The following is a 20,093-nucleotide window of genomic DNA, read 5'->3' on the forward strand; positions in this document are numbered from 1 at the left end:
TTCAGAAGGAGCAACAATGAGTGCGAACGTCGTAGGGATCGACATCGGCACCGCCGGCGTGCGCGCCGTCGAGGTCGCCGCCGGCAAGAACAAGGCGTCGGTGGTGCGCTTTCACCAGGTGCCGCTCCCGGAGGGCGCCGTCAACCGGGGCGAGGTCGTGGAACCGAACACCGTGGCGAGCGCGCTCAAGCAGCTGTGGTCGACTGGCGGGTTCAAGAGCAAGAACGTCGTACTCGGCATGGGCAATCATCGCGTGCTCTCGCGCGACCTGACCGTTCCCCGGGCCTCGCTCGCGCACATCCGTGAGTCGCTGCCGTTCCAGGTGCAGGACATGCTGCCGATCCCACTCGACGAGGCGCTCCTCGACTTCTACCCGGTGGCGGAGGGCGATGGCGAGAGCGGGCCGGTTGTCACCGGACTGCTGATCGCAGCGGTCAAGGATGCCGTGAAGGGCAATGTGAAGGCCGTCGAACTCGCCGGGTTGCTGCCATTGGACGTGGACCTGATCCCGTTCGCTCTGACGCGCGTGCTCAACATGGGCGACAGCATCCCGGGAACAGTGGCCCAGGTAGACGTGGGCGCGGCCACCACCTCGATCGTCATCACCACCGACGGTGTGCCGCAGTTCGTTCGCCTGATCCCCGCCGGCGGCAACGACGTCACCCATGCGCTCGTGGAGACGCTCGGGCTCACACCGGAAGAGGCCGACCGGCTGAAGCGCACCCTCGGCATGCGCCTGCCGGCCGCCGACCCCGACGTGTCGGTTGAGAACGACATCGCCGAGAATTCAACGGATGCGCCGGTCATCGACGAGCGGGCAGCGGTGTCGCTCATCCGCGATGTCAGCGGCGAACTGCTCAGCAGCGTGCGCAACACCGCCAACTACTTCACCAACACGCGGCAGACCTCCGTCACCCGCATCGTCCTCACCGGCGGCGGTTCCCGGCTCCCGGGATTCGCCGAGGGCCTCGCCGAGCTCACGCGCCTGACGGTGGCGTCGGCCGAGATCTCGCGGATGGTGAGCTACGGGCGCTCCGTCAAGGCGGATGAACTGCGTGGGAGCCAGGGCGCCTTCCTGGTGGCGCTCGGTCTCGCCCTCGGGAGTGCCGCATGACACGGTCATCAGCTGCTGGGGCCCTCGTCGTCGGAGGGGAGCCGCGCGTCAGCCTGTTGCCCCCTGAGGTCACGGCCGTTCGCAAGGCGCGCGCTGCGCGGCGCCTGCTCGGCCTCGTCGTGGTCGGGGTCATCGTGGTGGTCGGTGCGAGCTCGGGCGCCGCGGCGTGGCAGGCGGCGCAGGCGCAGGCGGCGCTCGCCGCCGCGCAGGCGCGCACCACCGATCTGCTGCAGGAACAGCTGAAGTATGCCGAGGTGCGCACCGTGCAGGAGGAGGTGAACCGCACCCTGGCCGCGCGCCAGGTCGGGGCATCGACGGAAGTCGACTGGAAGGCGTACCTGCAGGGCATCCGTCGCGTCCTGCCGCCCGACGTCACGATTGACACCGTCGCGGTCGATGCGGCCTCGCCGCTGGAGGCGTACGCGCAGCCGACCGCGCCGCTGCAGGCCCAGCGCGTCGCCACGCTCACCCTCACCATCACGAGCCCCAACCTGCCGACCGTGCCCGAGTGGCTCGAAGGCCTGAAGACGCTGCCCGGATACGCGGACGGCACGCCGAACGCGATCACGCAGGACGACAACGGGTCGTACACGGTGAATCTGACGCTGCACATCAACGACGGCGCATACTCGCACCGTTTCGACACGCAAGAGGGGAAGTGACCATGGACCGCAACAGACTCTGGGTCCTGGGCTCGATCATGGCCATGGTCGCCGTCGTCGTGCTCGGTTGGTTCCTCGGAATCTCCCCTCAGCTCGACGCGACAGCCGCGGCGAATGACTCGCGCGTGCAGGTCGAGGCGCAGAATGCGGCGTACGAGCAGAAGCTCGCGGCGTTGAAGGCGCAGTTCGATAACATCGGCTCGCTCGAGACGGAACTGGCCGGACTGCGCGACTCCGTGCCAAGCGACGCCCACATCCCGGCGTTCGTCGGGCAGCTCGACGCGATCAGCAAGAAGCACGGCGTGCGCCTCACCGATATCTCGGTGAGCGACGGTGAGCCTTACACGCCTCCGGCACCGGCGCAGACACCCGCCCCCGCGACGCCCGGAGCGGCGCCTTCCGCGACGCCCGCCCCCACGCCCGCTCCCACACCGGCGCCTATGCAGAAGCCCGCTACCACGACGCCCGCCGGCAGCCTCGTTACGGGTGACAACTTCGTAGCGATTCCGGTCTCCGTCACCGTCCACGGCGACTACGGCCACGTCCTCGACTTCATCGAAGGCCTCCAGACCGGCACCCGGCTGGTGCTGGTCACGGGATTCAACACCACGGGCGAGCCATCCGCGGGTTCACGCGGCGGTGAGTCAACGGGCGGAGTGGTCACCGCGAGCATCTCCGCCTACGTGTACGTGCTCCTCGACCCGGCCGCCGCGTCGCCCGCTCCCGGAACCCCGGCGGCCACAACCGAGACCCAGGCGGCCGGCTAGACCGTATTCCCCTGCCCGCATACCTCGTGACACACGATCCGTCCGACCGCCGGTTCCCGGCCCAACGACGGCGCCGTTGCTAGGGTGGCACTGATATTCACGCCAGAGGAGGCGCACGATGAGCGACACGACGCCCAACACCGAACGGCCGACGGATGCCGCGAGCGAGCCGGCCGCGGTCCGTTACGACCCCGCCGTCGCTGACGACGCCTCCACCGCACGTGAGGACGGCTCCAGCGCATACGCCACCGACACCGACGCCGCGGTGGGCGAGCACGCCGACGGCGGTGCCGTCACCACCGACCAGGTGCTGGCCGACCCGCCGGTGACCGCAGATCCGCCGGCTGTCGACGGCGAGGTGTCCGACGACGACGTGCCCACCAGCACCTTGGCCGACGGCAACGTCGCACACACCAACCCGGTCTACGTGGAGCGCGACGACGACGCACGCGACCAGGACGACGCCCGCTACCGGCGCAACGCCAGCGATGACGCCCCCGAACAGCACGCGTCGACGGGGCGCTACGTTTCCGCAGCGGATGTCAGCGCCGCCCAGCCCACGATCGTCGCCGCACCTGCCGCGACAGATCAGGACGCGCCGGCGCCGACCTCCCAGTACCCGGCATACCAGCCCGGTCCCACCCCGCAGTCGCCGATCTACGTGCAGGCGCCCGTCGCGCCGAAGAAGAAGGGCAACCGCGGGATCGGCATCCTCATCGCCCTGCTCGCCACTCTCGTCTACGCGCTGATCTACGCCGGCGTCGTCTTCCTCATCGCGGCGGCGAGCAGTGCATCGACATCCGCTGTCGTGGCGAACTTCACCGACTACCTGGTGCGCCCGGTGTACTACGTGCCGGTGATCTTCTTCTTCCTGGCGTTCAGCCTGCTCATCGCCATTGTGAACCGGGGCGGCTGGTGGGCCTACGTGCTCTTCGGTTTCCTCGTGGCAGTCGTGGTGTACTTCGCGTACATCGGCGGCGCCCTCCTCACGGTGCAGGCGTGGAACCTCACGCCGCAGGAGGCGGCGAACTTCGTTCGCGCGCACTGGCTCGACCCGGGCGCCATCGCCGCCGCAGTCATCGCCCGCGAGGTGCCGATCTGGGCGGGCGCCTGGATCGCACGCCGCGGCCGCGCCGTCACTGCCCGCAATGCCGATGCTCGCCGGGACTACGACCGCGCGATCGCCGAGGGCCCGCAGCTGCGCCAGCCCGCCTGACCCACACCCCACCGGCCCCGCCACCCGGCGCCTGACCAACCGCATCCGCAGGCGAGCGACTACTGTGGGGCTCATGGACGGGTCCATCGAGTCTCGGATCAGCCACGAGGTCGACAACTGGCTGCGCTGGCTGCCGCGCTGGCGCCCCGGCACGCACCGGGGCCGCACCCGCCTGTGCCGGCAATGCTTCGGCTCGCCCGTGATGGCGGCCGCCGGACTCGACACCGACGTTCCGCACGCCGTGCAGCACGCCATGGCGATGCGCGTGAAGCTCGTCATCGATGCCGCCGTCGAGGAGTACACCGAACTCAACCTTCCGCTGCTCAGCCGAGAGATGAAACTCACCGAGGAACGCAAGGCCGCCGCGAGCTACAAGCCGGCTGAGGGCCTCGACCCCGAATACGAGGGGCTCGACCTCGACCCGCCGCCCGCTCCCGGCGCCCCCTACCTCTTCACCTTCGGCGAGTTGGCCGACGACGGGGCGACGGATGCCGCGCCCGCGCCGCCGCCGCCCCTCACCGCCGAGGAGAAGGCGGCCATCCGGGTCGAGCTGAAGCTCGCCGACGACTATGCCCTGAAGGTCGGCCGGCGCGCCTGCGCGGAGCTGGCCCGGCACCGGGAGCGCATCGTCGGTGCGGTCGCCGAGTTCGTCGAACCACAGGTGCAGGCGCTGCTCGCCGACCTCGACAACTCGCTGTCGGGCTTCAGCTGAGCGCGGCCCCCGGTTCAGTTGACCGCAGCTTGCCGGCGGGTTAGTATTTTCCGGTGTGCGCTTTGTCGTGCGCTTGAATCATGCCGCCGCGATGCGTGCAGGTACCAGGCACTCCGACACACCATACAACCAGGGTTTGTTCTCCGAGCAGCCCCCACGGCATACCCACGCAGGTCGCAGATCACGTCCGTGATGCGCATGGGTCCAGATGAACTCGATACTCGCTTTCACGCTGGTGTCGAATGCTAACCATCAAGTCGCTGTCACCGTGCAGCAAAATCAAGGAGTAATTAGTGCCAACCATTCAGCAGTTGGTCAGGAAGGGCCGCAGCCCCAAGGTCACCAAGACCAAGGCTCCCGCCCTGAAGGCCAACCCGCAGCAGCGCGGCGTGTGCACCCGCGTGTACACCACCACCCCGAAGAAGCCCAACTCGGCGCTCCGCAAGGTCGCCCGCGTCAAGCTGTCGAACGGTACCGAGGTCACCGCCTACATCCCCGGCGAGGGCCACAACCTGCAGGAGCACTCGATGGTGCTCGTGCGCGGTGGTCGTGTGAAGGACCTCCCCGGCGTTCGCTACAAGATCGTTCGCGGCGCGCTGGACACCCAGGCCGTCAAGAACCGCAAGCAGGCTCGCAGCCGCTACGGCGCGAAGATGGAGAAGAAGTAATGCCTCGCAAGGGTCCCGCTCCTAAGCGTCCCGTCGTCGCTGACCCCGTCTACGGGGCGCCGATCGTCAGCCAGCTCGTCAACAAGATCCTCCTCGACGGCAAGAAGGGCCTCGCCGAGCGCATCGTCTACGACGCGCTGGCCGGTGTCGCCGCCAAGAACGGTGCGGATGCTGTTGTCACGCTCAAGAAGGCGCTCGATAACGTGCGCCCCACCCTCGAGGTGCGTTCGCGCCGCGTCGGTGGCTCCACCTACCAGGTCCCGGTCGAGGTCAAGCCACACCGCGCCAACACCCTGGCGCTTCGCTGGTTGACCAGCTACGCCAAGGCGCGCCGCGAGAAGACCATGACCGAGCGCCTCACCAACGAAATCCTCGACGCGTCCAACGGCCTCGGCGCCGCTGTCAAGCGTCGTGAAGACACTCACAAGATGGCCGAGTCGAACAAGGCCTTCGCGCACTACCGCTGGTAGTCGTCAGCCGGCCGCCCGGGCTGAACCGCCCGGGCCGCCGGCCGTCCTGTTCGACTTCGTCACACCAAAAATCTCCGGAGGACCCCCGTGGCACTTGACGTGCTCACTGACCTGCACAAGGTCCGCAATATTGGCATCATGGCGCATATTGATGCCGGCAAGACCACCACAACTGAGCGCATCCTGTTCTACACGGGCGTCAACCACAAGATCGGTGAGACGCACGATGGCGCGTCGACCATGGACTGGATGGCGCAGGAGCAGGAACGTGGCATCACGATCACGTCCGCTGCGACCACGTGTTTCTGGAACGGCAACCAGATCAACATCATCGACACGCCGGGCCACGTTGACTTCACGGTCGAGGTGGAGCGTTCGCTCCGCGTTCTCGACGGTGCTGTCGCCGTGTTCGACGGCAAGGAGGGCGTCGAGCCCCAGTCGGAGACCGTCTGGCGCCAGGCCGACAAGTACGACGTGCCGCGCATTTGCTTCGTCAACAAGATGGACAAGCTCGGCGCCGACTTCTACTACACGGTCGACACCATCATCAACCGCCTCGGCGCGAAGCCGCTGGTCCTCCAGCTGCCCATCGGCTCCGAGTCGAACTTCGAAGGCGTCGTCGACCTCGTCGAGATGCGCGCGCTGACCTGGCGTGGAGACGCCAAGGGTGACGTTCAGATGGGCGCCAAGTACGCCATCGAAGAGATCCCCGCCGACCTCGCCGACAAGGCCGCTGAGTACCGCCAGGCGCTCCTCGAGACCGTCGCCGAGACGGACGACGCCCTCATGGAGAAGTACTTCTCCGGCGAAGAGCTCACCGTCTCGGAGATCAAGCACGCGATCCGCAAGCTCACGGTCGCCAGCGAGATCTACCCGGTGCTGTGCGGTTCGGCGTTCAAGAACCGCGGTGTGCAGCCGATGCTCGACGCGGTCGTGGACTACCTCCCGACCCCGCTCGACGTGCCCGCCATCGAGGCCCTCGATGCGCGCGACGAAGAGAAGACGATCATGCTGCACCCCAACGCCGACGAGCCGTTCGCGGCCCTGGCGTTCAAGGTTGCGGTGCACCCGTTCTTCGGTCGCCTCACCTACGTCCGCGTGTACTCCGGCCGCCTCGACAGCGGTGCCCAGGTCATCAACTCGACCAAGGGCAAGAAGGAGCGCATCGGCAAGATCTTCCAGATGCACGCGAACAAGGAGAACCCGGTGGACTTCGTGACCGCCGGTCACATCTACGCGGTCATCGGCCTGAAGGACACCACCACGGGAGACACCCTGTGCGACCCGAGCCAGCAGGTCGTGCTCGAGTCCATGTCGTTCCCCGAGCCGGTGATCGAGGTCGCCATCGAGCCGAAGACGAAGGCCGACCAGGAGAAGCTGGGTGTCGCCATCCAGAAGCTCGCTGAAGAGGACCCGACCTTCCGCACGGAGCAGAACCAGGAGACCGGCCAGACGGTCATCAAGGGCATGGGCGAGCTCCACCTCGACATCCTGGTCGACCGCATGAAGCGCGAGTTCAACGTCGAGGCCAACGTGGGCAAGCCCCAGGTTGCGTACCGCGAGACGATCAAGCGCGCGGTTGAGAAGCACGACTTCACGCACAAGAAGCAGACGGGTGGATCGGGCCAGTTCGCCAAGATCCAGATCGCCATCGAACCGATGGAGATCACCGCCGAGCAGAGCTACGAGTTCGTGAACAAGGTCACTGGTGGTCGCGTGCCGCGGGAGTACATCCCCTCGGTCGACGCGGGCATCCAGGACGCCCTGCAGGTCGGCGTACTTGCGGGCTACCCCATGGTCGGCGTCCGGGCAAGCCTGCTCGACGGTGCCGCCCACGACGTCGACTCCTCGGAGATGGCGTTCAAGATCGCCGGATCGATGGGCTTCAAGGAAGCCGCTCGTAAGGCGAACCCGGTTCTGCTCGAGCCGTTGATGGCCGTCGAGGTGCGCACCCCTGAGGAATACATGGGTGACGTCATCGGTGACCTGAACTCGCGCCGCGGCCAGATCCAGACAATGGAGGACGCAAGCGGTGTGAAGGTCATTCGCGCCCACGTTCCGCTGTCGGAGATGTTCGGTTACATCGGTGACCTGAGGTCCAAGACCTCCGGCCGCGCGGTGTACTCGATGACCTTCGAGAGCTACGCGGAGGTCCCGAAGGCTGTTGCCGACGAGATCGTCCAGAAGAACAAGGGCGAATAGCCCCGGGCCTTCGGGCCAAATCGCGGAGGCCTCCCGGCCCGAGTAACATAAGTACACACATCCAGCAGGGCCCCGGCCGCACAACCATGCGGCCGGGGGATCTGCACGAGAGTCCTGAGGAGGACCCACAGTGGCCAAGGCCAAGTTCGAGCGGACCAAGCCGCACGTAAACATCGGAACGATCGGTCACGTTGACCACGGAAAGACCACGCTGACTGCAGCGATCTCGAAGGTCCTGGCCGACAAGTTCCCGTCCGCTACCAACGTTCAGCGCGACTTCGCGTCGATCGACTCCGCTCCTGAGGAGCGCCAGCGCGGTATCACCATCAACATCTCGCACGTCGAGTACGAGACCCCGAAGCGCCACTACGCTCACGTTGACGCCCCGGGCCACGCTGACTACATCAAGAACATGATCACCGGTGCTGCCCAGATGGACGGCGCGATCCTCGTGGTCGCCGCCACCGACGGCCCGATGGCTCAGACCCGTGAGCACGTTCTGCTCGCCAAGCAGGTCGGCGTTCCGTCGCTGCTCGTCGCGCTGAACAAGTCCGACATGGTCGACGACGAGGAGATCCTGGAGCTCGTCGAGCTCGAGGTTCGCGAGCTGCTCTCCAGCCAGAGCTTCGACGGCGACAACGCTCCCGTCGTTCGCGTCTCCGGCCTCAAGGCCCTCGAGGGCGACGAGAAGTGGGTCAACAGCATCGTCGAGCTCATGGACGCCGTTGACTCCTTCATCCCGGACCCGGTCCGCGACAAGGACAAGCCGTTCCTGATGCCGATCGAGGACGTCTTCACGATCACCGGTCGTGGAACCGTCGTCACCGGTCGCGCCGAGCGTGGCACCCTCGCCATCAACTCCGAGGTCGAGATCGTCGGCATCCGCCCGACGCAGAAGACCACGGTCACCGGTATTGAGATGTTCCACAAGCAGCTCGACGAGGCCTGGGCCGGCGAGAACTGTGGTCTGCTCCTTCGTGGCACCAAGCGCGAAGACGTCGAGCGCGGCCAGGTTGTCGTGAAGCCGGGTTCGGTTACGCCGCACACGAACTTCGAGGGCACCGCCTACATCCTGTCGAAGGATGAGGGTGGCCGTCACAACCCGTTCTACGCGAACTACCGCCCGCAGTTCTACTTCCGCACCACGGACGTCACCGGCGTCATCACGCTGCCTGAGGGCACCGAGATGGTCATGCCCGGCGACACCACCGACATGACCGTTGAGCTGATCCAGCCCATCGCCATGGAAGAGGGCCTCGGCTACGCGATCCGTGAGGGTGGCCGCACCGTCGGCGCCGGCACGGTGACCAAGATCATCAAGTAGTCTTCTCGACTCTTCGATCCTGAAAAGGGGTCGGGCCATTCGGCCCGGCCCCTTTTTCGTGCCTGCGGGCAGCCTCAGACCGGTTCGTCGTTCACGGTGGTGGCGAGGTCGACGCTGTCGTGCACCGTGCGCGCGATGGTGCAGCTGGCATCGATCGAGCGTCGGATGAGGCGCAGCAGCTTCTCGCGGTCCGCCGGCTCGAGCGCACCGAGCGCGAGGAGCATCTCCTCATCGACCGCGTCGTAGCGGTCGTCCGGCTCCGACGTCCCGTGCGCCCAGATCACCGTCTCGTAGTCCTCGCCGAGGCGCCGGGAGATGACGCGGTCGGTGCTCATGCCCGCGCAGCCGGCCAGGGCGAGCTTGAACAGTTCGCCGGGCGTGAAGTGGCCGGCGGCATCCGCTGGCCCGATCTGCACGGTCACGCCGCGCGCGTTGCTGCCCTCGTAGGTGCGTGTGCCGGTGCGCCGCACCGAGACGCTGCCGGGGCCGATGCGATGGGCTGGGGGGAGTGGGGTGTCGGTCATGGTCCCATCCTGCCCGCATCCGGGCCATTGCCGCGGCCGCCTGCCCGACCTACGTTGGGCAGATGGGAATCGACGACATCACCAAGAAGGCACAGGCATTCCTCGAGAACGACAAGGTGAAGGATGCGCTGAGCAGCGAGCAGGCCGAGAACATCAGCGACAAGCTGCTCGACGGCGTCACCGACGCCGTGCAGGGCGCGACCGGCGGCAGGTTCGACGAGCAGGTGGATGCAGCCAAGCGCGAGGCCGACAAGCGCGTCGGCAACGAGTAGCCCCCGCCGCCGCCCCGCCGCCGCCCCGCCGCCGCGCCCATTTGCCGGTGCGCGGGCTGAACGCCGTTACGCGGGGTGAATTGAGCCCGCGCAGCGGCGTTCAACGCGCGTAGCTCCGAACGGATGCCGCGGGGGCGCGGGGCGACACGCCGGGCGCGACACGCCCGGGTTGCAAAACGCCCCGAACCTGTGGCAGACTCGTCTAGTTCAACATTCCCGGCTGTGCGCTGCGCGCTGCGCCGGGATCACTGCCAGGCAGTGCATAGCCGCTCTTCGGAGCCAGGGTTAGGCCGCGGGTAGCAGAACAAAGCTTAAATCAACCAACCGAATGTCCGGGGAAACCTGTGCCATCCGGCGGGTTGAAATTGACAGAAGAACAGTGGTGCGACAGCAGTAGTGCTACTACGGCGTCCAATGCCGCCCGGTCACACAGAGACCGGGGAGGTAAGACGCCTTGACAGAGAGAGAGTCAGACATGGCGGGACAGAAGATCCGCATTCGACTTAAGTCGTATGACCACGAGGTCATCGACACCTCGGCGCGCAAGATCGTCGACACGGTGACCCGCGCGGGCGCCACGGTCGTCGGCCCGGTGCCGCTTCCGACCGAGAAGAACGTGGTGGCGGTCATCCGCTCACCCCACAAGTACAAGGACAGCCGGGAGCACTTCGAAATGCGCACCCACAAGCGTCTGATCGACATCATTGACCCGACGCCGAAGGCCGTCGACTCGCTCATGCGACTCGACCTGCCGGCCGACGTCAACATCGAGATCAAGCTCTAAGGGAACCCATGTCTTACTCCGATACCAAGACCACCAAGGGTCTGCTCGGCAAGAAGCTCGGCATGACCCAGGTGTGGGACGAGAACAACAAGCTCGTTCCCGTGACCGTCATCGAGATCAGCCCGAACGTAGTCACCCAGATTCGCACCACTGAGGTCGACGGATACAACGGCGTTCAGATCGCCGCCGGCGCCATCGACCCCCGCAAGGTGAACAAGCCCGCATCGGGCCACTTCGACAAGGCCGGCGTCACGCCGCGCCGTCACCTCACCGAGCTCCGCACAGCGGATGCCGCCGAGTACAGCCTGGGCCAGGAGCTCACCGTTGACGGTGTGTTCGAAGCCGGCACCAAGGTCGACGTCGTCGGCACCAGCAAGGGCAAGGGCTTCGCCGGTGTCATGAAGCGCCACAACTTCAAGGGTGTCTCCGCCTCGCACGGTGCGCACCGCAACCACCGCAAGCCCGGCTCCATCGGCGCCTCCTCGACCCCCAGCCGTGTCTTCAAGGGCATGCGCATGGCCGGTCGCATGGGTGGCGAGCGTGTCACCGTCCTGAACCTCAAGGTTCACGCGGTCGACGCCGAGAAGGGCCTCCTGCTGGTCAAGGGTGCCGTTCCCGGTGCTCGTGGCCGCCTCGTATTCGTCCGCAACGCAGTGAAGGGGGCGTAGCACTATGCCTACCAACCTCGACGTCATCGACGCCAAGGGCGCGAAGGCCGGCTCGGTCGAGCTGCCCGCCGCTCTCTTCGATGTTCAGACCAACATCCCGCTGATCCACCAGGTCGTCGTCGCGCAGCTCGCTGCCGCACGCCAGGGCACGCACAAGACCAAGGGCCGTGGCGAGGTCTCCGGTGCCGGCCGCAAGCCGTTCAAGCAGAAGGGAACCGGTCGTGCCCGCCAGGGCTCGATCCGCGCCCCCCAGATGACCGGTGGTGGCATCGTGCACGGCCCGACGCCGCGCAGCTACGACCAGCGCACCCCCAAGAAGATGATCGCCGCCGCCCTGCTCGGCTCGCTCTCCGACCGCGCCCGCGGCGGACGCGTGCACGTGGTCGAGGCCCTCTTCTCGGGTGAGACCCCCAGCACGAAGGCCGCCCTCGAGGTGCTCACCCAGGTCGCCAGCAGCAAGCACGTGCTGATCGTCCTCGAGCGCACCGACGAGCTCACCCTCCGCAGCGTTCGCAACGTCCCGACCGTGCACGTGCTCGCCTGGGACCAGCTGAACGCGTACGACGTGCTCGTCAGCGACGACATCGTCTTCACCAAGGGCGCCTTCGAGGCGTTCGTCGCGGCGAAGACCAAGAAGGAAGAGGTGTCCGCATAATGGCTACCGCTATCAACAAGGACCCCCGCGACGTCATCATCGCGCCCGTCGTCTCCGAGAAGAGCTACGGCCTGATCGACGAGGGCAAGTACACCTTCATCGTGGACCCGCGCTCCAACAAGACCGAGATCAAGCTCGCCATCGAGAAGATCTTCAAGGTCGAGGTCGCGTCGATCAACACGCTGAACCGCGTCGGCAAGACCCGTCGCACCAAGTTCGGCATCGGCAAGCGCAAAGACACCAAGCGTGCCATCGTCACGCTCAAGTCCGGTTCCATCGACATCTTCACGGCCGTCGGCTAACGGCACGGATTAGAGGAATAAGAAATGGCTATTCGTAAGTACAAGCCCACGACCCCCGGTCGTCGCGGATCTTCTGTTGCGGACTTCGCAGAGATCACCCGCTCGACGCCCGAGAAGTCGCTGCTTCGTCCCCTGTCCAAGACCGGTGGCCGCAACAACCAGGGCCGCATCACCACCCGTCACATCGGTGGTGGCCACAAGCGCCAGTACCGCGTCATCGACTTCCGTCGCAATGACAAGGACGGCATCAACGCCAAGGTCGCTCACATCGAGTACGACCCCAACCGCACCGCGCGCATCGCGCTGCTGCACTACGTTGACGGCACCAAGCGCTACATCCTTGCCCCGACGAAGCTCGCCCAGGGCGACATCGTCGAGTCGGGTGCCGGCGCTGACATCAAGCCGGGCAACAACCTGCCGCTGAAGAACATCCCGACCGGTACCGTGATCCACGCGATCGAGCTCAAGCCCGGTGGCGGCGCCAAGATGGCCCGCTCCGCCGGTGCCTCGGTGCGCCTCGTCGCCAAGGACGGCCCCTACGCGCAGCTGCGCCTGCCGTCCGGTGAGATCCGCAACGTCGACGCCCGCTGCCGCGCCACGATCGGTGAGGTCGGCAACGCCGAGCAGTCCAACATCAACTGGGGCAAGGCCGGCCGCATGCGCTGGAAGGGCGTCCGCCCGACCGTGCGTGGTGTCGCCATGAACCCGGTCGACCACCCGCACGGTGGTGGTGAGGGCAAGACGTCCGGTGGACGTCACCCGGTGACCCCCTGGGGCCAGAAGGAAGGCCGCACCCGCCACCCGAACAAGGAAAGCGACAAGCTCATCGTTCGTCGCCGTACCGTCGGCAAGAAGCGTAAGTAGGAGTAGACGATGCCACGCAGTCTTAAGAAGGGCCCCTTCGTTGACGACCACCTGCTTCGCAAGGTCGTCTCGGCGAACGAGTCCAAGAGCAAGAACGTAATCAAGACCTGGTCGCGCCGGTCGATGATCATCCCCGCCATGTTGGGACACACCATCGCCGTGCACGACGGTCGCAAGCACATCCCGGTGTTCGTCACCGAGACCATGGTTGGGCACAAGCTCGGCGAGTTTGCCCCCACCCGCACCTTCCGTGGACACGTGAAGGACGACAAGAAGGGCCGTCGCCGCTAACGCGGTGACGTGAAGGAGGAGAAGAAATGGTGGAGTCGACCGCACGTGTGCGTCACATCCGCGTCACCCCCCAGAAGGCTCGTCGCGTTGTCGCTTTGATCCGCGGCAAGCAGGCTCAGGAGGCCCTCGCCATCCTGAAGTTCGCCCCGCAAGGTGCGAGCGAGCCGGTGTACAAGCTCGTCGCCTCGGCCATCGCCAACGCGCGGGTCAAGGCCGATGCCACGAACACCTACCTGGACGAGCAGGACCTGTACGTGAGCCGCGCGTTCGTGGACGAGGGAACGACGCTCAAGCGTTTCCAGCCCCGCGCCCAGGGTCGCGCATTCCAGATTTTGAAGCGCACCAGCCACATCACTGTTGTGCTCGCCACTCCTGAGGAGGGTACGAAGTAATGGGTCAGAAAGTAAACCCTTATGGCTTCCGGTTGGGGATCACCACCGACCACGTGTCGCGTTGGTTCTCCGACAGCACGAAGCCGGGCCAGCGTTACAGCGACTTCGTCGCCGAGGACGTCAAGATCCGTCGCCTGCTGTCGACGAGCCTCGACCGTGCGGGCGTGTCCCGCATCGAGATCGAGCGCACCCGTGACCGCGTCCGCGTCGACATCCACACCGCCCGCCCGGGCATTGTGATCGGTCGCCGTGGCGCCGAGGCCGAGCGCATCCGCGCCGACCTCGAGAAGCTCACGAAGAAGCAGATCCAGCTGAACATTCTCGAGGTCAAGAACCCCGAGGCCGACGCCCAGCTGGTCGCCCAGGGCATCGCCGAGCAGCTCTCCGCCCGCGTGGCCTTCCGCCGCGCGATGCGCAAGGGCCTGCAGGGCGCCCAGCGTGCCGGCGCCAAGGGTGTCCGCATCCAGGTCTCCGGCCGCCTCGGCGGCGCCGAGATGAGCCGCTCCGAGTTCTACCGCGAAGGCCGTGTGCCCCTGCACACCCTGCGCGCGAACATCGACTACGGCTTCTACGAGGCCAAGACCACCTTCGGCCGCATCGGCGTGAAGGTCTGGATCTACAAGGGCGACATCACCAACAAGGAACTCGCTCGCGAGCAGGCGAACGCAAAGTCGTCGCGCCCCGAGCGCCGTGACGACCGTCCCCGCCGCGCCCCCCGCGCAGCCGAGGCTCCGGTCGCAGCAGGAGTTGAGGCATAACCATGTTGATTCCACGCAGAGTCAAGCACCGCAAGCAGCACCACCCCGGCCGTAGCGGCCAAGCCACCGGTGGCACCGAGGTGTCGTTCGGCGAGTACGGCATCCAGGCCCTCACGCCTGCCTATGTGACCAACCGTCAGATCGAGTCCGCTCGTATCGCCATGACCCGTCACATCAAGCGTGGCGGAAAGGTCTGGATCAACATCTACCCCGACCGTCCGCTCACGAAGAAGCCTGCTGAGACCCGCATGGGTTCCGGTAAGGGTTCGCCCGAGTGGTGGGTCGCCAACGTCAAGCCGGGCCGCGTGCTCTTCGAGTTGAGCGGTGTCAACGAGACCGTCGCTCGCGAGGCGCTCACCCGTGCCATTCACAAGCTGCCGCTCAAGGCACGCATCATCAAGCGCGAGGAGGGCGACGCATAATGGCGATCGGATCCAAGGAGCTCGCCGCAGACGAGCTCGACACTTTTGACGAGGTACGTCTCGTCGACGAGTTGAAGAAGGCCAAGGAAGAGCTGTTCAACCTGCGCTTCCAGTCCGCCACCGGACAGCTCGAAAGCCACGGCCGCCTGCGCGCCGTCAAGCGCGACATCGCTCGCATCTACACCGTCATCCGTGAGCGGGAGCTCGGCATCCGTGCCACGCCCGTCGCTGAGGCGGCGCCGGCCAAGGCCGAGAAGAAGACCAAGAAGGCCAAGGCCGAGGCTCCTGCAACGGATGCCGCGGCTGACGCCGACGAAACGAAGGAGGCCTAGTCATGGCGAAGAGTGACGAGAAGGTCGTCGCAGCCGAGGGCCTCGTCCGCGGCTACCGCAAGACGCTCCGTGGGTACGTGACCAGCGACAAGATGGACAAGACCATCGTCGTCGAGGTCGAGGACCGCGTGAAGCACCCGCTGTACGGCAAGGTCATCCGCCGTACGTCCAAGCTCAAGGCGCACGACGAGGCGAACACCGCCGGCATCGGCGACCTGGTCCTGATCAGTGAGACCCGTCCGCTCAGCGCCTCCAAGCGCTGGCGCCTGGTCGAGATTCTCGAGAAGGCCAAGTAAGCCTCGCGCTTGCTTGATAGAAGGAGTTAGAAAGTGCTTCAGCAAGAATCACGACTCAAGGTTGCCGACAACACCGGTGCCAAGGAACTGCTGACGATCCGCGTCCTCGGTGGCTCCGGCCGTCGTTACGCCGGCCTCGGCGACGTCATCGTCGCCACGGTCAAGGACGCCATCCCCGGCGGCAACGTCAAGAAGGGTGATGTCGTCAAGGCGGTCATCGTTCGCACCAAGAAGCAGACCCGTCGTCCCGACGGTTCGTACATCAAGTTCGATGAGAACGCCGCAGTGATCCTGAAGGGTGACGGTGACCCCCGCGGAACCCGCATCTTCGGACCGGTCGGTCGCGAACTCCGCGACAAGAAGTTCATGAAGATCATTTCGCTGGCGCCGGAGGTTATCTAGTCATGGCGAACATCAAGAAGGGTGACCTGGTCCAGGTCATCAGCGGACGGTCCCAGGCACGCGGCGGAGACCGCGGCAAGCAGGGGAAGGTCATCGAGGTGCAGGTCGAGAAGAACCGCGTCATCGTCGAGGGCATCAACTTCGTCACGAAGCACGTGCGCGTCGGCCAGACCCAGCGCGGCAGCAAGACCGGTGGCATCGAGACCGTCGAGGCCCCGATCCACGTGTCCAACGTCGCGATCGTCGACCCCGAGACCAAGAAGCCGACGCGCGTCGGCTTCCGCAACGAAGAGGTAACGAAGGACGGCGTCACCAAGACGGTCCGCGTTCGTTACGCCAAGAAGAGCGGTAAGGACCTGTAATGACTGACACTGCAGTAGCTGGCAAAATCCAGCCGCGTCTCAAGCAGAAGTACCGCGCTGAGATCTCGCCCGCCCTCGCGAAGGAATTCGGGTTCACCAACGTCAACCAGGTCCCCGGACTGGTGAAGATCGTGGTGAACATGGGCGTCGGCGAGGCGGCGCGTGACGGCAAGATCATCGACGGCGCCGTCGCCGACCTCACCAAGATCACCGGCCAGAAGCCGCAGGTCACCAAGGCACGCAAGTCGATCGCGCAGTTCAAGCTGCGCGAGGGACAGCCCATCGGCGCGCACGTCACCCTGCGTGGCGACCGCATGTGGGAGTTCCTCGACCGGCTGCTGAGCCTCGCGCTTCCCCGTATCCGCGACTTCCGCGGCCTCTCGGCCACGCAGTTCGACGGCAGCGGCAACTACACCTTCGGTCTCACCGAGCAGGTCATGTTCCACGAGATCGACCAGGACCGCATCGACCGTGTCCGCGGTATGGACATCACCGTCGTGACGTCCGCCAAGTCGGATGACGAGGGCCGCGCGCTGCTCAAGGCGCTGGGCTTCCCGTTCAAGACGGCGGAGAACCAGCAGTAACACCGCACCACAGGGGCTGATCAATCGTTCAGCCCCTCACCACCACAGGTCGTCATCCGTGTACCGGGTGAACGAAACCAGGCGAGAAAGGCACCACAATGACAATGACAGATCCGGTCGCAGACATGCTGACCAGACTGCGCAACGCAAATTCGGCATTCCACGACACCGTGTCCATGCCCCACAGCAAGCTCAAGGCGCACATCGCCGACATCCTGAAGTCTGAGGGTTACATCTCGGGCTGGGACGTCGCCGACGCCGAGGTGGGGAAGACCCTCACGCTGAGCCTCAAGTACGGCCCGAACCGCGAGCGCTCCATCGTGGGCATCAAGCGCGTCTCCAAGCCCGGTCTCCGGGTGTACGCGAAGTCGACCGAGATCCCCACCGTCATCGGCGGCCTCGGCGTTGCCATCCTGTCCACCTCCAGCGGTCTGCTCACCGACCGCCAGGCCGAGAAGAAGGGCGTAGGCGGAGAAGTCCTCGCCTACGTGTGGTAGCCGACAATGTCACGAATCGGACGACTTCCCATCGAGATCCCCGCGGGGGTCACCGTCACGGCTGACGACCAGCTCGTCACCGTCAAGGGCCCGAAGGGCGAGCTCTCGCTCACCGTCGCCAGCCCGATCGAGGTCAACATCGAAGATGGCCAGGTGCTGGTCACCCGCCCGGACGACGAGCGCGAGTCGCGTTCGCTGCACGGCCTGACCCGTACCCTGATCGCCAACCAGATCGTCGGGGTTACCCAGGGTTACACCAAGGGCCTCGAGATCGTCGGCACCGGTTACCGCGTCGCCCAGAAGGGCACGGCGGTCGAGTTCGCCCTCGGCTTCTCGCACCCGGTCGTCGTCGAACCGCCCGCAGGGATCAGCCTGACCGTCGAGGGCAACACCAAGCTCACGGTCAGCGGCATCGACAAGCAGGCCGTCGGCGAGGTCGCCGCCAACATCCGTAAGATTCGCAAGCCTGAGCCGTACAAGGGCAAGGGTGTGCGTTACGCCGGCGAGAATGTTCGCCGCAAGGCCGGAAAGAGTGGTAAGTAACCATGGGTCTCGGAACTAGAGGCAAGAGCAAGTCGGCTGCACGGTCACGCCGGCACACCCGTCTTCGCAAGAAGGTCGTGGGCACCGCGGTTCGTCCGCGCCTGGTCGTCACCCGTTCGGCCCGCCACGTCTTCGTGCAGGTCGTCGACGACAGCAAGGGTTTCACCCTCGCGTCCGCGTCGACCCTCGAGGCCGACATGCGCACCTTCGACGGTGACAAGACCGCCAAGGCGCACAAGGTCGGCGAACTCGTCGCCGAGCGCGCGAAGGCTGCCGGCATCGATGCAGTCGTATTTGACCGTGGAGGTAGCAAGTACGCGGGTCGCGTCGCTGCTATCGCCGAGGGAGCTCGAGAGGGTGGATTGAACCTGTGAGCACTGAAACGAACAACAAGGAGCAAGAGGTGGCAGCTGTCACTGAAACGCCCGTGGAGACTGCCGCTTCGACGGCACCCCCGCAGAACGAGCCTCGTGAGGCTCGCCGCGGTGGCCGTGAGCGCAACCCCAACCGCGATCGCGGCAGCCGCGACGCCGACAAGAGCCAGTTCCTGGAGCGCGTCGTCACCATCAACCGCGTCTCCAAGGTCGTCAAGGGTGGACGTCGCTTCAGCTTCACCGCCCTGGTCGTCGTCGGAGACGGCAACGGACTCGTCGGTGTCGGCTACGGCAAGGCGCGCGAGGTTCCGACCGCGATCTCCAAGGGTGTCGAGGAGGCGAAGAAGAACTTCTTCCGCGTTCCCCGCGTCGGCCTGACCATCCCGCACCCCGTGCAGGGTGAAGCTGCTGCCGGTGTCGTCCTCCTGCGTCCGGCCGCCGCCGGTACCGGTGTTATCGCCGGTGGTCCGGTGCGCGCCGTGCTCGAGTGCGCCGGCATCCACGACGTGCTGAGCAAGTCGCTCGGCTCGTCGAACACCATCAACATCGTGCACGCCACGGTCGAGGCACTGCACCAGCTCGAAGAGCCGCGTGCCGTCGCCGCGCGCCGCGGCCTCGCCTACGAGGACGTGGCTCCGGCCCGTTTCCTGCGTGCCGAAGCAGCGGCAGCATCCGCTGCTGCGACAGCAAAGGCAGGTGCCTGATGGCCGCGCGCCTCAAGGTGACACAGATCAAGTCCAAAATTAGTGAGAAGCAGAACCAGCGCGACACGCTTCGCAGCCTGGGACTCAAGCGCATTGGCGACGTCGTCGTTCGCGAGGACAACTCGCAGAACCGCGGTTACGTCAACACCGTTGCTCACCTGGTGAAGGTCGAGGAGATTGACTAATGGCTGACGAGAAGGAAGCCGTCGCGAAGACGGCTGACAAGGCGCCGGCGAAGGCCGCTGCCGAGAAGGCTCCGGCCAAGGCCAAGGCGCCGACCAAGGCCGCCGCTGACAAGGCTCCGGCGAAGGCCGCTGCCGAGAAGGCCCCGGCCAAGGCTGCTGCCGACAAGGCGCCCGCAAAGGCTGCCGCGGCCAAGTCCGCGCCCGCCAAGAGCGACGCGCAGGAGCAGACCGAGGCCCGCGAGCACGTGCTGAAGGTGCACCACCTTCGCCCCGCTCCCGGGTCGAAGAAGGCGAAGACCCGCGTGGGTCGTGGTGAGGGATCCAAGGGTAAGACCGCGGGTCGTGGTACCAAGGGCACGAAGGCGCGCTACAGCGTGCGCATCGGGTTCGAAGGTGGCCAGATGCCGCTGCACATGCGCACCCCGAAGCTCCGCGGCTTCAAGAACCCGTTCCGTGTCGAGTACCAGGTCGTGAACCTGGACCGCCTCGGCGAGCTGTACCCGGCCGGGGGCGACGTCACCGTCGCCGACCTGGTCGCCAAGGGTGCCGTGCGCAACAACGAGAAGGTCAAGGTTCTCGGGAACGGCGAGATTGCGGTTAAGCTGAACGTTGCAGTCGACAAGGTCTCCAGCTCTGCTGAGCAGAAGATCGTCGCCGCGGGTGGGTCTGTCAAGTAAGTCCGTATAACGTCGGTCGAGCTTGCGGGACCACCAATCGAGGAATCGTTGGTGAGATCCCGACAAGCTC

Annotated in this window: 31 protein-coding genes; 30 read left to right on the forward strand and 1 reads right to left on the reverse strand. The window is 66.0% G+C overall.

Annotation, left to right across the window (positions count from 1 at the left end; all coding sequences use genetic code 11):
* Positions 1 to 16: 16 nt before the first annotated feature.
* The 9 genes from pilM (at position 17) to tuf (ending at position 9,135) form a co-directional block, all read left to right on the forward strand.
* The gene (gene pilM, locus EEJ31_RS10650) at positions 17 to 1,114 is read left to right on the forward strand and encodes a type IV pilus assembly protein PilM (RefSeq protein ID WP_123046287.1); all 1,098 of its coding nucleotides are present in this window, start codon (positions 17 to 19) and stop codon (positions 1,112 to 1,114) included.
* A complete protein-coding gene (locus EEJ31_RS10655) occupies positions 1,111 to 1,776 on the forward strand; it encodes a hypothetical protein (protein WP_148040172.1) in 666 nt (221 codons plus the stop codon). The genes pilM and EEJ31_RS10655 overlap by 4 nt, the downstream gene beginning before the upstream one ends.
* Before the next feature lie 2 nt (positions 1,777 to 1,778).
* Positions 1,779 to 2,543, forward strand: coding sequence for a type IV pilus inner membrane component PilO (locus tag EEJ31_RS13910; RefSeq protein ID WP_158603946.1), 765 nt, complete (start codon positions 1,779 to 1,781; stop codon positions 2,541 to 2,543).
* A 118-nt stretch (positions 2,544 to 2,661) separates the two neighbouring features.
* On the forward strand, positions 2,662 to 3,759 hold the full coding sequence (locus EEJ31_RS10675) for an exosortase/archaeosortase family protein (RefSeq protein ID WP_123046291.1): 1,098 nt from the start codon (positions 2,662 to 2,664) through the stop codon (positions 3,757 to 3,759).
* Positions 3,760 to 3,832: 73 nt separating this feature from the next.
* Complete coding sequence (locus EEJ31_RS10680; RefSeq protein WP_123046292.1) at positions 3,833 to 4,471, forward strand: spermidine/putrescine ABC transporter substrate-binding protein; 639 nt, start codon at positions 3,833 to 3,835, stop codon at positions 4,469 to 4,471.
* Positions 4,472 to 4,764: 293 nt separating this feature from the next.
* Positions 4,765 to 5,139, forward strand: coding sequence for a 30S ribosomal protein S12 (gene rpsL, locus EEJ31_RS10685; RefSeq protein ID WP_055787040.1), 375 nt, complete (start codon positions 4,765 to 4,767; stop codon positions 5,137 to 5,139).
* Positions 5,139 to 5,609, forward strand: a complete 471-nt coding sequence (gene rpsG / locus EEJ31_RS10690; RefSeq protein ID WP_123046293.1) for a 30S ribosomal protein S7 — start codon at positions 5,139 to 5,141, stop codon at positions 5,607 to 5,609. The genes rpsL and rpsG overlap by 1 nt, the downstream gene beginning before the upstream one ends.
* Positions 5,610 to 5,696: 87 nt before the next feature.
* On the forward strand, positions 5,697 to 7,811 hold the full coding sequence (fusA, locus tag EEJ31_RS10695; protein ID WP_123046294.1) for an elongation factor G: 2,115 nt from the start codon (positions 5,697 to 5,699) through the stop codon (positions 7,809 to 7,811).
* 130 nt (positions 7,812 to 7,941) lie between these two features.
* Positions 7,942 to 9,135, forward strand: a complete 1,194-nt coding sequence (tuf, locus tag EEJ31_RS10700) for an elongation factor Tu (RefSeq protein WP_123046295.1) — start codon at positions 7,942 to 7,944, stop codon at positions 9,133 to 9,135.
* Positions 9,136 to 9,209: 74 nt separating this feature from the next.
* Here tuf and EEJ31_RS10705 read toward each other — a convergent pair whose 3' ends face one another.
* A complete protein-coding gene (locus EEJ31_RS10705) occupies positions 9,210 to 9,659 on the reverse strand; it encodes an OsmC family protein (protein ID WP_123046296.1) in 450 nt (149 codons plus the stop codon).
* 62 nt (positions 9,660 to 9,721) lie between these two features.
* Between EEJ31_RS10705 and EEJ31_RS10710 the strand changes: the two genes are divergently transcribed.
* The 21 genes from EEJ31_RS10710 (at position 9,722) to rplO (ending at position 20,023) form a co-directional block, all read left to right on the forward strand.
* Positions 9,722 to 9,931, forward strand: a complete 210-nt coding sequence (locus EEJ31_RS10710) for an Rv0909 family putative TA system antitoxin (RefSeq protein WP_123046297.1) — start codon at positions 9,722 to 9,724, stop codon at positions 9,929 to 9,931.
* A 475-nt stretch (positions 9,932 to 10,406) separates the two neighbouring features.
* Complete coding sequence (gene rpsJ / locus EEJ31_RS10715) at positions 10,407 to 10,715, forward strand: 30S ribosomal protein S10 (RefSeq protein ID WP_022895514.1); 309 nt, start codon at positions 10,407 to 10,409, stop codon at positions 10,713 to 10,715.
* Between the two features lie 8 nt (positions 10,716 to 10,723).
* Complete coding sequence (rplC, locus tag EEJ31_RS10720; RefSeq protein ID WP_123046298.1) at positions 10,724 to 11,383, forward strand: 50S ribosomal protein L3; 660 nt, start codon at positions 10,724 to 10,726, stop codon at positions 11,381 to 11,383.
* A 4-nt stretch (positions 11,384 to 11,387) separates the two neighbouring features.
* Positions 11,388 to 12,038 (forward strand): 50S ribosomal protein L4, encoded by a 651-nt coding sequence (rplD, locus tag EEJ31_RS10725; RefSeq protein WP_123046299.1) that lies wholly within the window; start codon positions 11,388 to 11,390, stop codon positions 12,036 to 12,038.
* Positions 12,038 to 12,340, forward strand: coding sequence for a 50S ribosomal protein L23 (gene rplW, locus EEJ31_RS10730; protein WP_123046300.1), 303 nt, complete (start codon positions 12,038 to 12,040; stop codon positions 12,338 to 12,340). Before rplD ends, rplW begins: the two co-directional genes overlap by 1 nt.
* 24 nt (positions 12,341 to 12,364) lie before the next feature.
* Complete coding sequence (gene rplB, locus EEJ31_RS10735; RefSeq protein WP_123046301.1) at positions 12,365 to 13,204, forward strand: 50S ribosomal protein L2; 840 nt, start codon at positions 12,365 to 12,367, stop codon at positions 13,202 to 13,204.
* Positions 13,205 to 13,213: 9 nt separating this feature from the next.
* A complete protein-coding gene (gene rpsS / locus EEJ31_RS10740; protein ID WP_123046302.1) occupies positions 13,214 to 13,495 on the forward strand; it encodes a 30S ribosomal protein S19 in 282 nt (93 codons plus the stop codon).
* 26 nt (positions 13,496 to 13,521) lie between these two features.
* Entirely contained in the window at positions 13,522 to 13,887 is a 366-nt protein-coding gene (rplV, locus tag EEJ31_RS10745) for a 50S ribosomal protein L22 (RefSeq protein ID WP_123046303.1), read from the forward strand.
* Positions 13,887 to 14,645 carry a 30S ribosomal protein S3 gene (rpsC, locus tag EEJ31_RS10750; protein ID WP_123046304.1) on the forward strand — a complete coding sequence of 253 codons (759 nt, stop codon included), beginning with the start codon at positions 13,887 to 13,889 and terminating at the stop codon, positions 14,643 to 14,645. The genes rplV and rpsC overlap by 1 nt, the downstream gene beginning before the upstream one ends.
* A gap of 2 nt (positions 14,646 to 14,647) precedes the next feature.
* Positions 14,648 to 15,067, forward strand: coding sequence for a 50S ribosomal protein L16 (gene rplP, locus EEJ31_RS10755; protein WP_123046305.1), 420 nt, complete (start codon positions 14,648 to 14,650; stop codon positions 15,065 to 15,067).
* Positions 15,067 to 15,399: a 50S ribosomal protein L29 gene (gene rpmC / locus EEJ31_RS14265; protein ID WP_123046306.1), complete on the forward strand. Its 333-nt coding sequence runs from the start codon at positions 15,067 to 15,069 to the stop codon at positions 15,397 to 15,399. Before rplP ends, rpmC begins: the two co-directional genes overlap by 1 nt.
* A 2-nt stretch (positions 15,400 to 15,401) precedes the next feature.
* Positions 15,402 to 15,695, forward strand: a complete 294-nt coding sequence (rpsQ, locus tag EEJ31_RS10765; RefSeq protein ID WP_123046307.1) for a 30S ribosomal protein S17 — start codon at positions 15,402 to 15,404, stop codon at positions 15,693 to 15,695.
* A 33-nt stretch (positions 15,696 to 15,728) separates the two neighbouring features.
* Positions 15,729 to 16,097, forward strand: coding sequence for a 50S ribosomal protein L14 (gene rplN, locus EEJ31_RS10770; RefSeq protein WP_123046308.1), 369 nt, complete (start codon positions 15,729 to 15,731; stop codon positions 16,095 to 16,097).
* Positions 16,098 to 16,099: 2 nt separating this feature from the next.
* Positions 16,100 to 16,459 (forward strand): 50S ribosomal protein L24, encoded by a 360-nt coding sequence (gene rplX, locus EEJ31_RS10775; protein ID WP_123046309.1) that lies wholly within the window; start codon positions 16,100 to 16,102, stop codon positions 16,457 to 16,459.
* On the forward strand, positions 16,459 to 17,043 hold the full coding sequence (rplE, locus tag EEJ31_RS10780) for a 50S ribosomal protein L5 (RefSeq protein WP_123046310.1): 585 nt from the start codon (positions 16,459 to 16,461) through the stop codon (positions 17,041 to 17,043). The genes rplX and rplE overlap by 1 nt, the downstream gene beginning before the upstream one ends.
* A gap of 98 nt (positions 17,044 to 17,141) precedes the next feature.
* Positions 17,142 to 17,540, forward strand: a complete 399-nt coding sequence (gene rpsH, locus EEJ31_RS10785) for a 30S ribosomal protein S8 (protein WP_123046311.1) — start codon at positions 17,142 to 17,144, stop codon at positions 17,538 to 17,540.
* A 6-nt stretch (positions 17,541 to 17,546) separates the two neighbouring features.
* Complete coding sequence (rplF, locus tag EEJ31_RS10790) at positions 17,547 to 18,083, forward strand: 50S ribosomal protein L6 (RefSeq protein WP_123046312.1); 537 nt, start codon at positions 17,547 to 17,549, stop codon at positions 18,081 to 18,083.
* Positions 18,084 to 18,085: 2 nt separating this feature from the next.
* A complete protein-coding gene (gene rplR, locus EEJ31_RS10795; protein WP_123046313.1) occupies positions 18,086 to 18,457 on the forward strand; it encodes a 50S ribosomal protein L18 in 372 nt (123 codons plus the stop codon).
* Entirely contained in the window at positions 18,454 to 19,161 is a 708-nt protein-coding gene (gene rpsE, locus EEJ31_RS10800) for a 30S ribosomal protein S5 (protein ID WP_123046314.1), read from the forward strand. Before rplR ends, rpsE begins: the two co-directional genes overlap by 4 nt.
* On the forward strand, positions 19,161 to 19,346 hold the full coding sequence (rpmD, locus tag EEJ31_RS10805) for a 50S ribosomal protein L30 (protein WP_022883265.1): 186 nt from the start codon (positions 19,161 to 19,163) through the stop codon (positions 19,344 to 19,346). Before rpsE ends, rpmD begins: the two co-directional genes overlap by 1 nt.
* Positions 19,346 to 20,023, forward strand: coding sequence for a 50S ribosomal protein L15 (gene rplO, locus EEJ31_RS14160; protein ID WP_123046315.1), 678 nt, complete (start codon positions 19,346 to 19,348; stop codon positions 20,021 to 20,023). Before rpmD ends, rplO begins: the two co-directional genes overlap by 1 nt.
* Positions 20,024 to 20,093 lie beyond the last annotated feature (70 nt).

The organism is Cryobacterium tepidiphilum (genome assembly GCF_003716325.1).
Lineage (GTDB): Bacteria > Actinomycetota > Actinomycetes > Actinomycetales > Microbacteriaceae > Cryobacterium > Cryobacterium tepidiphilum.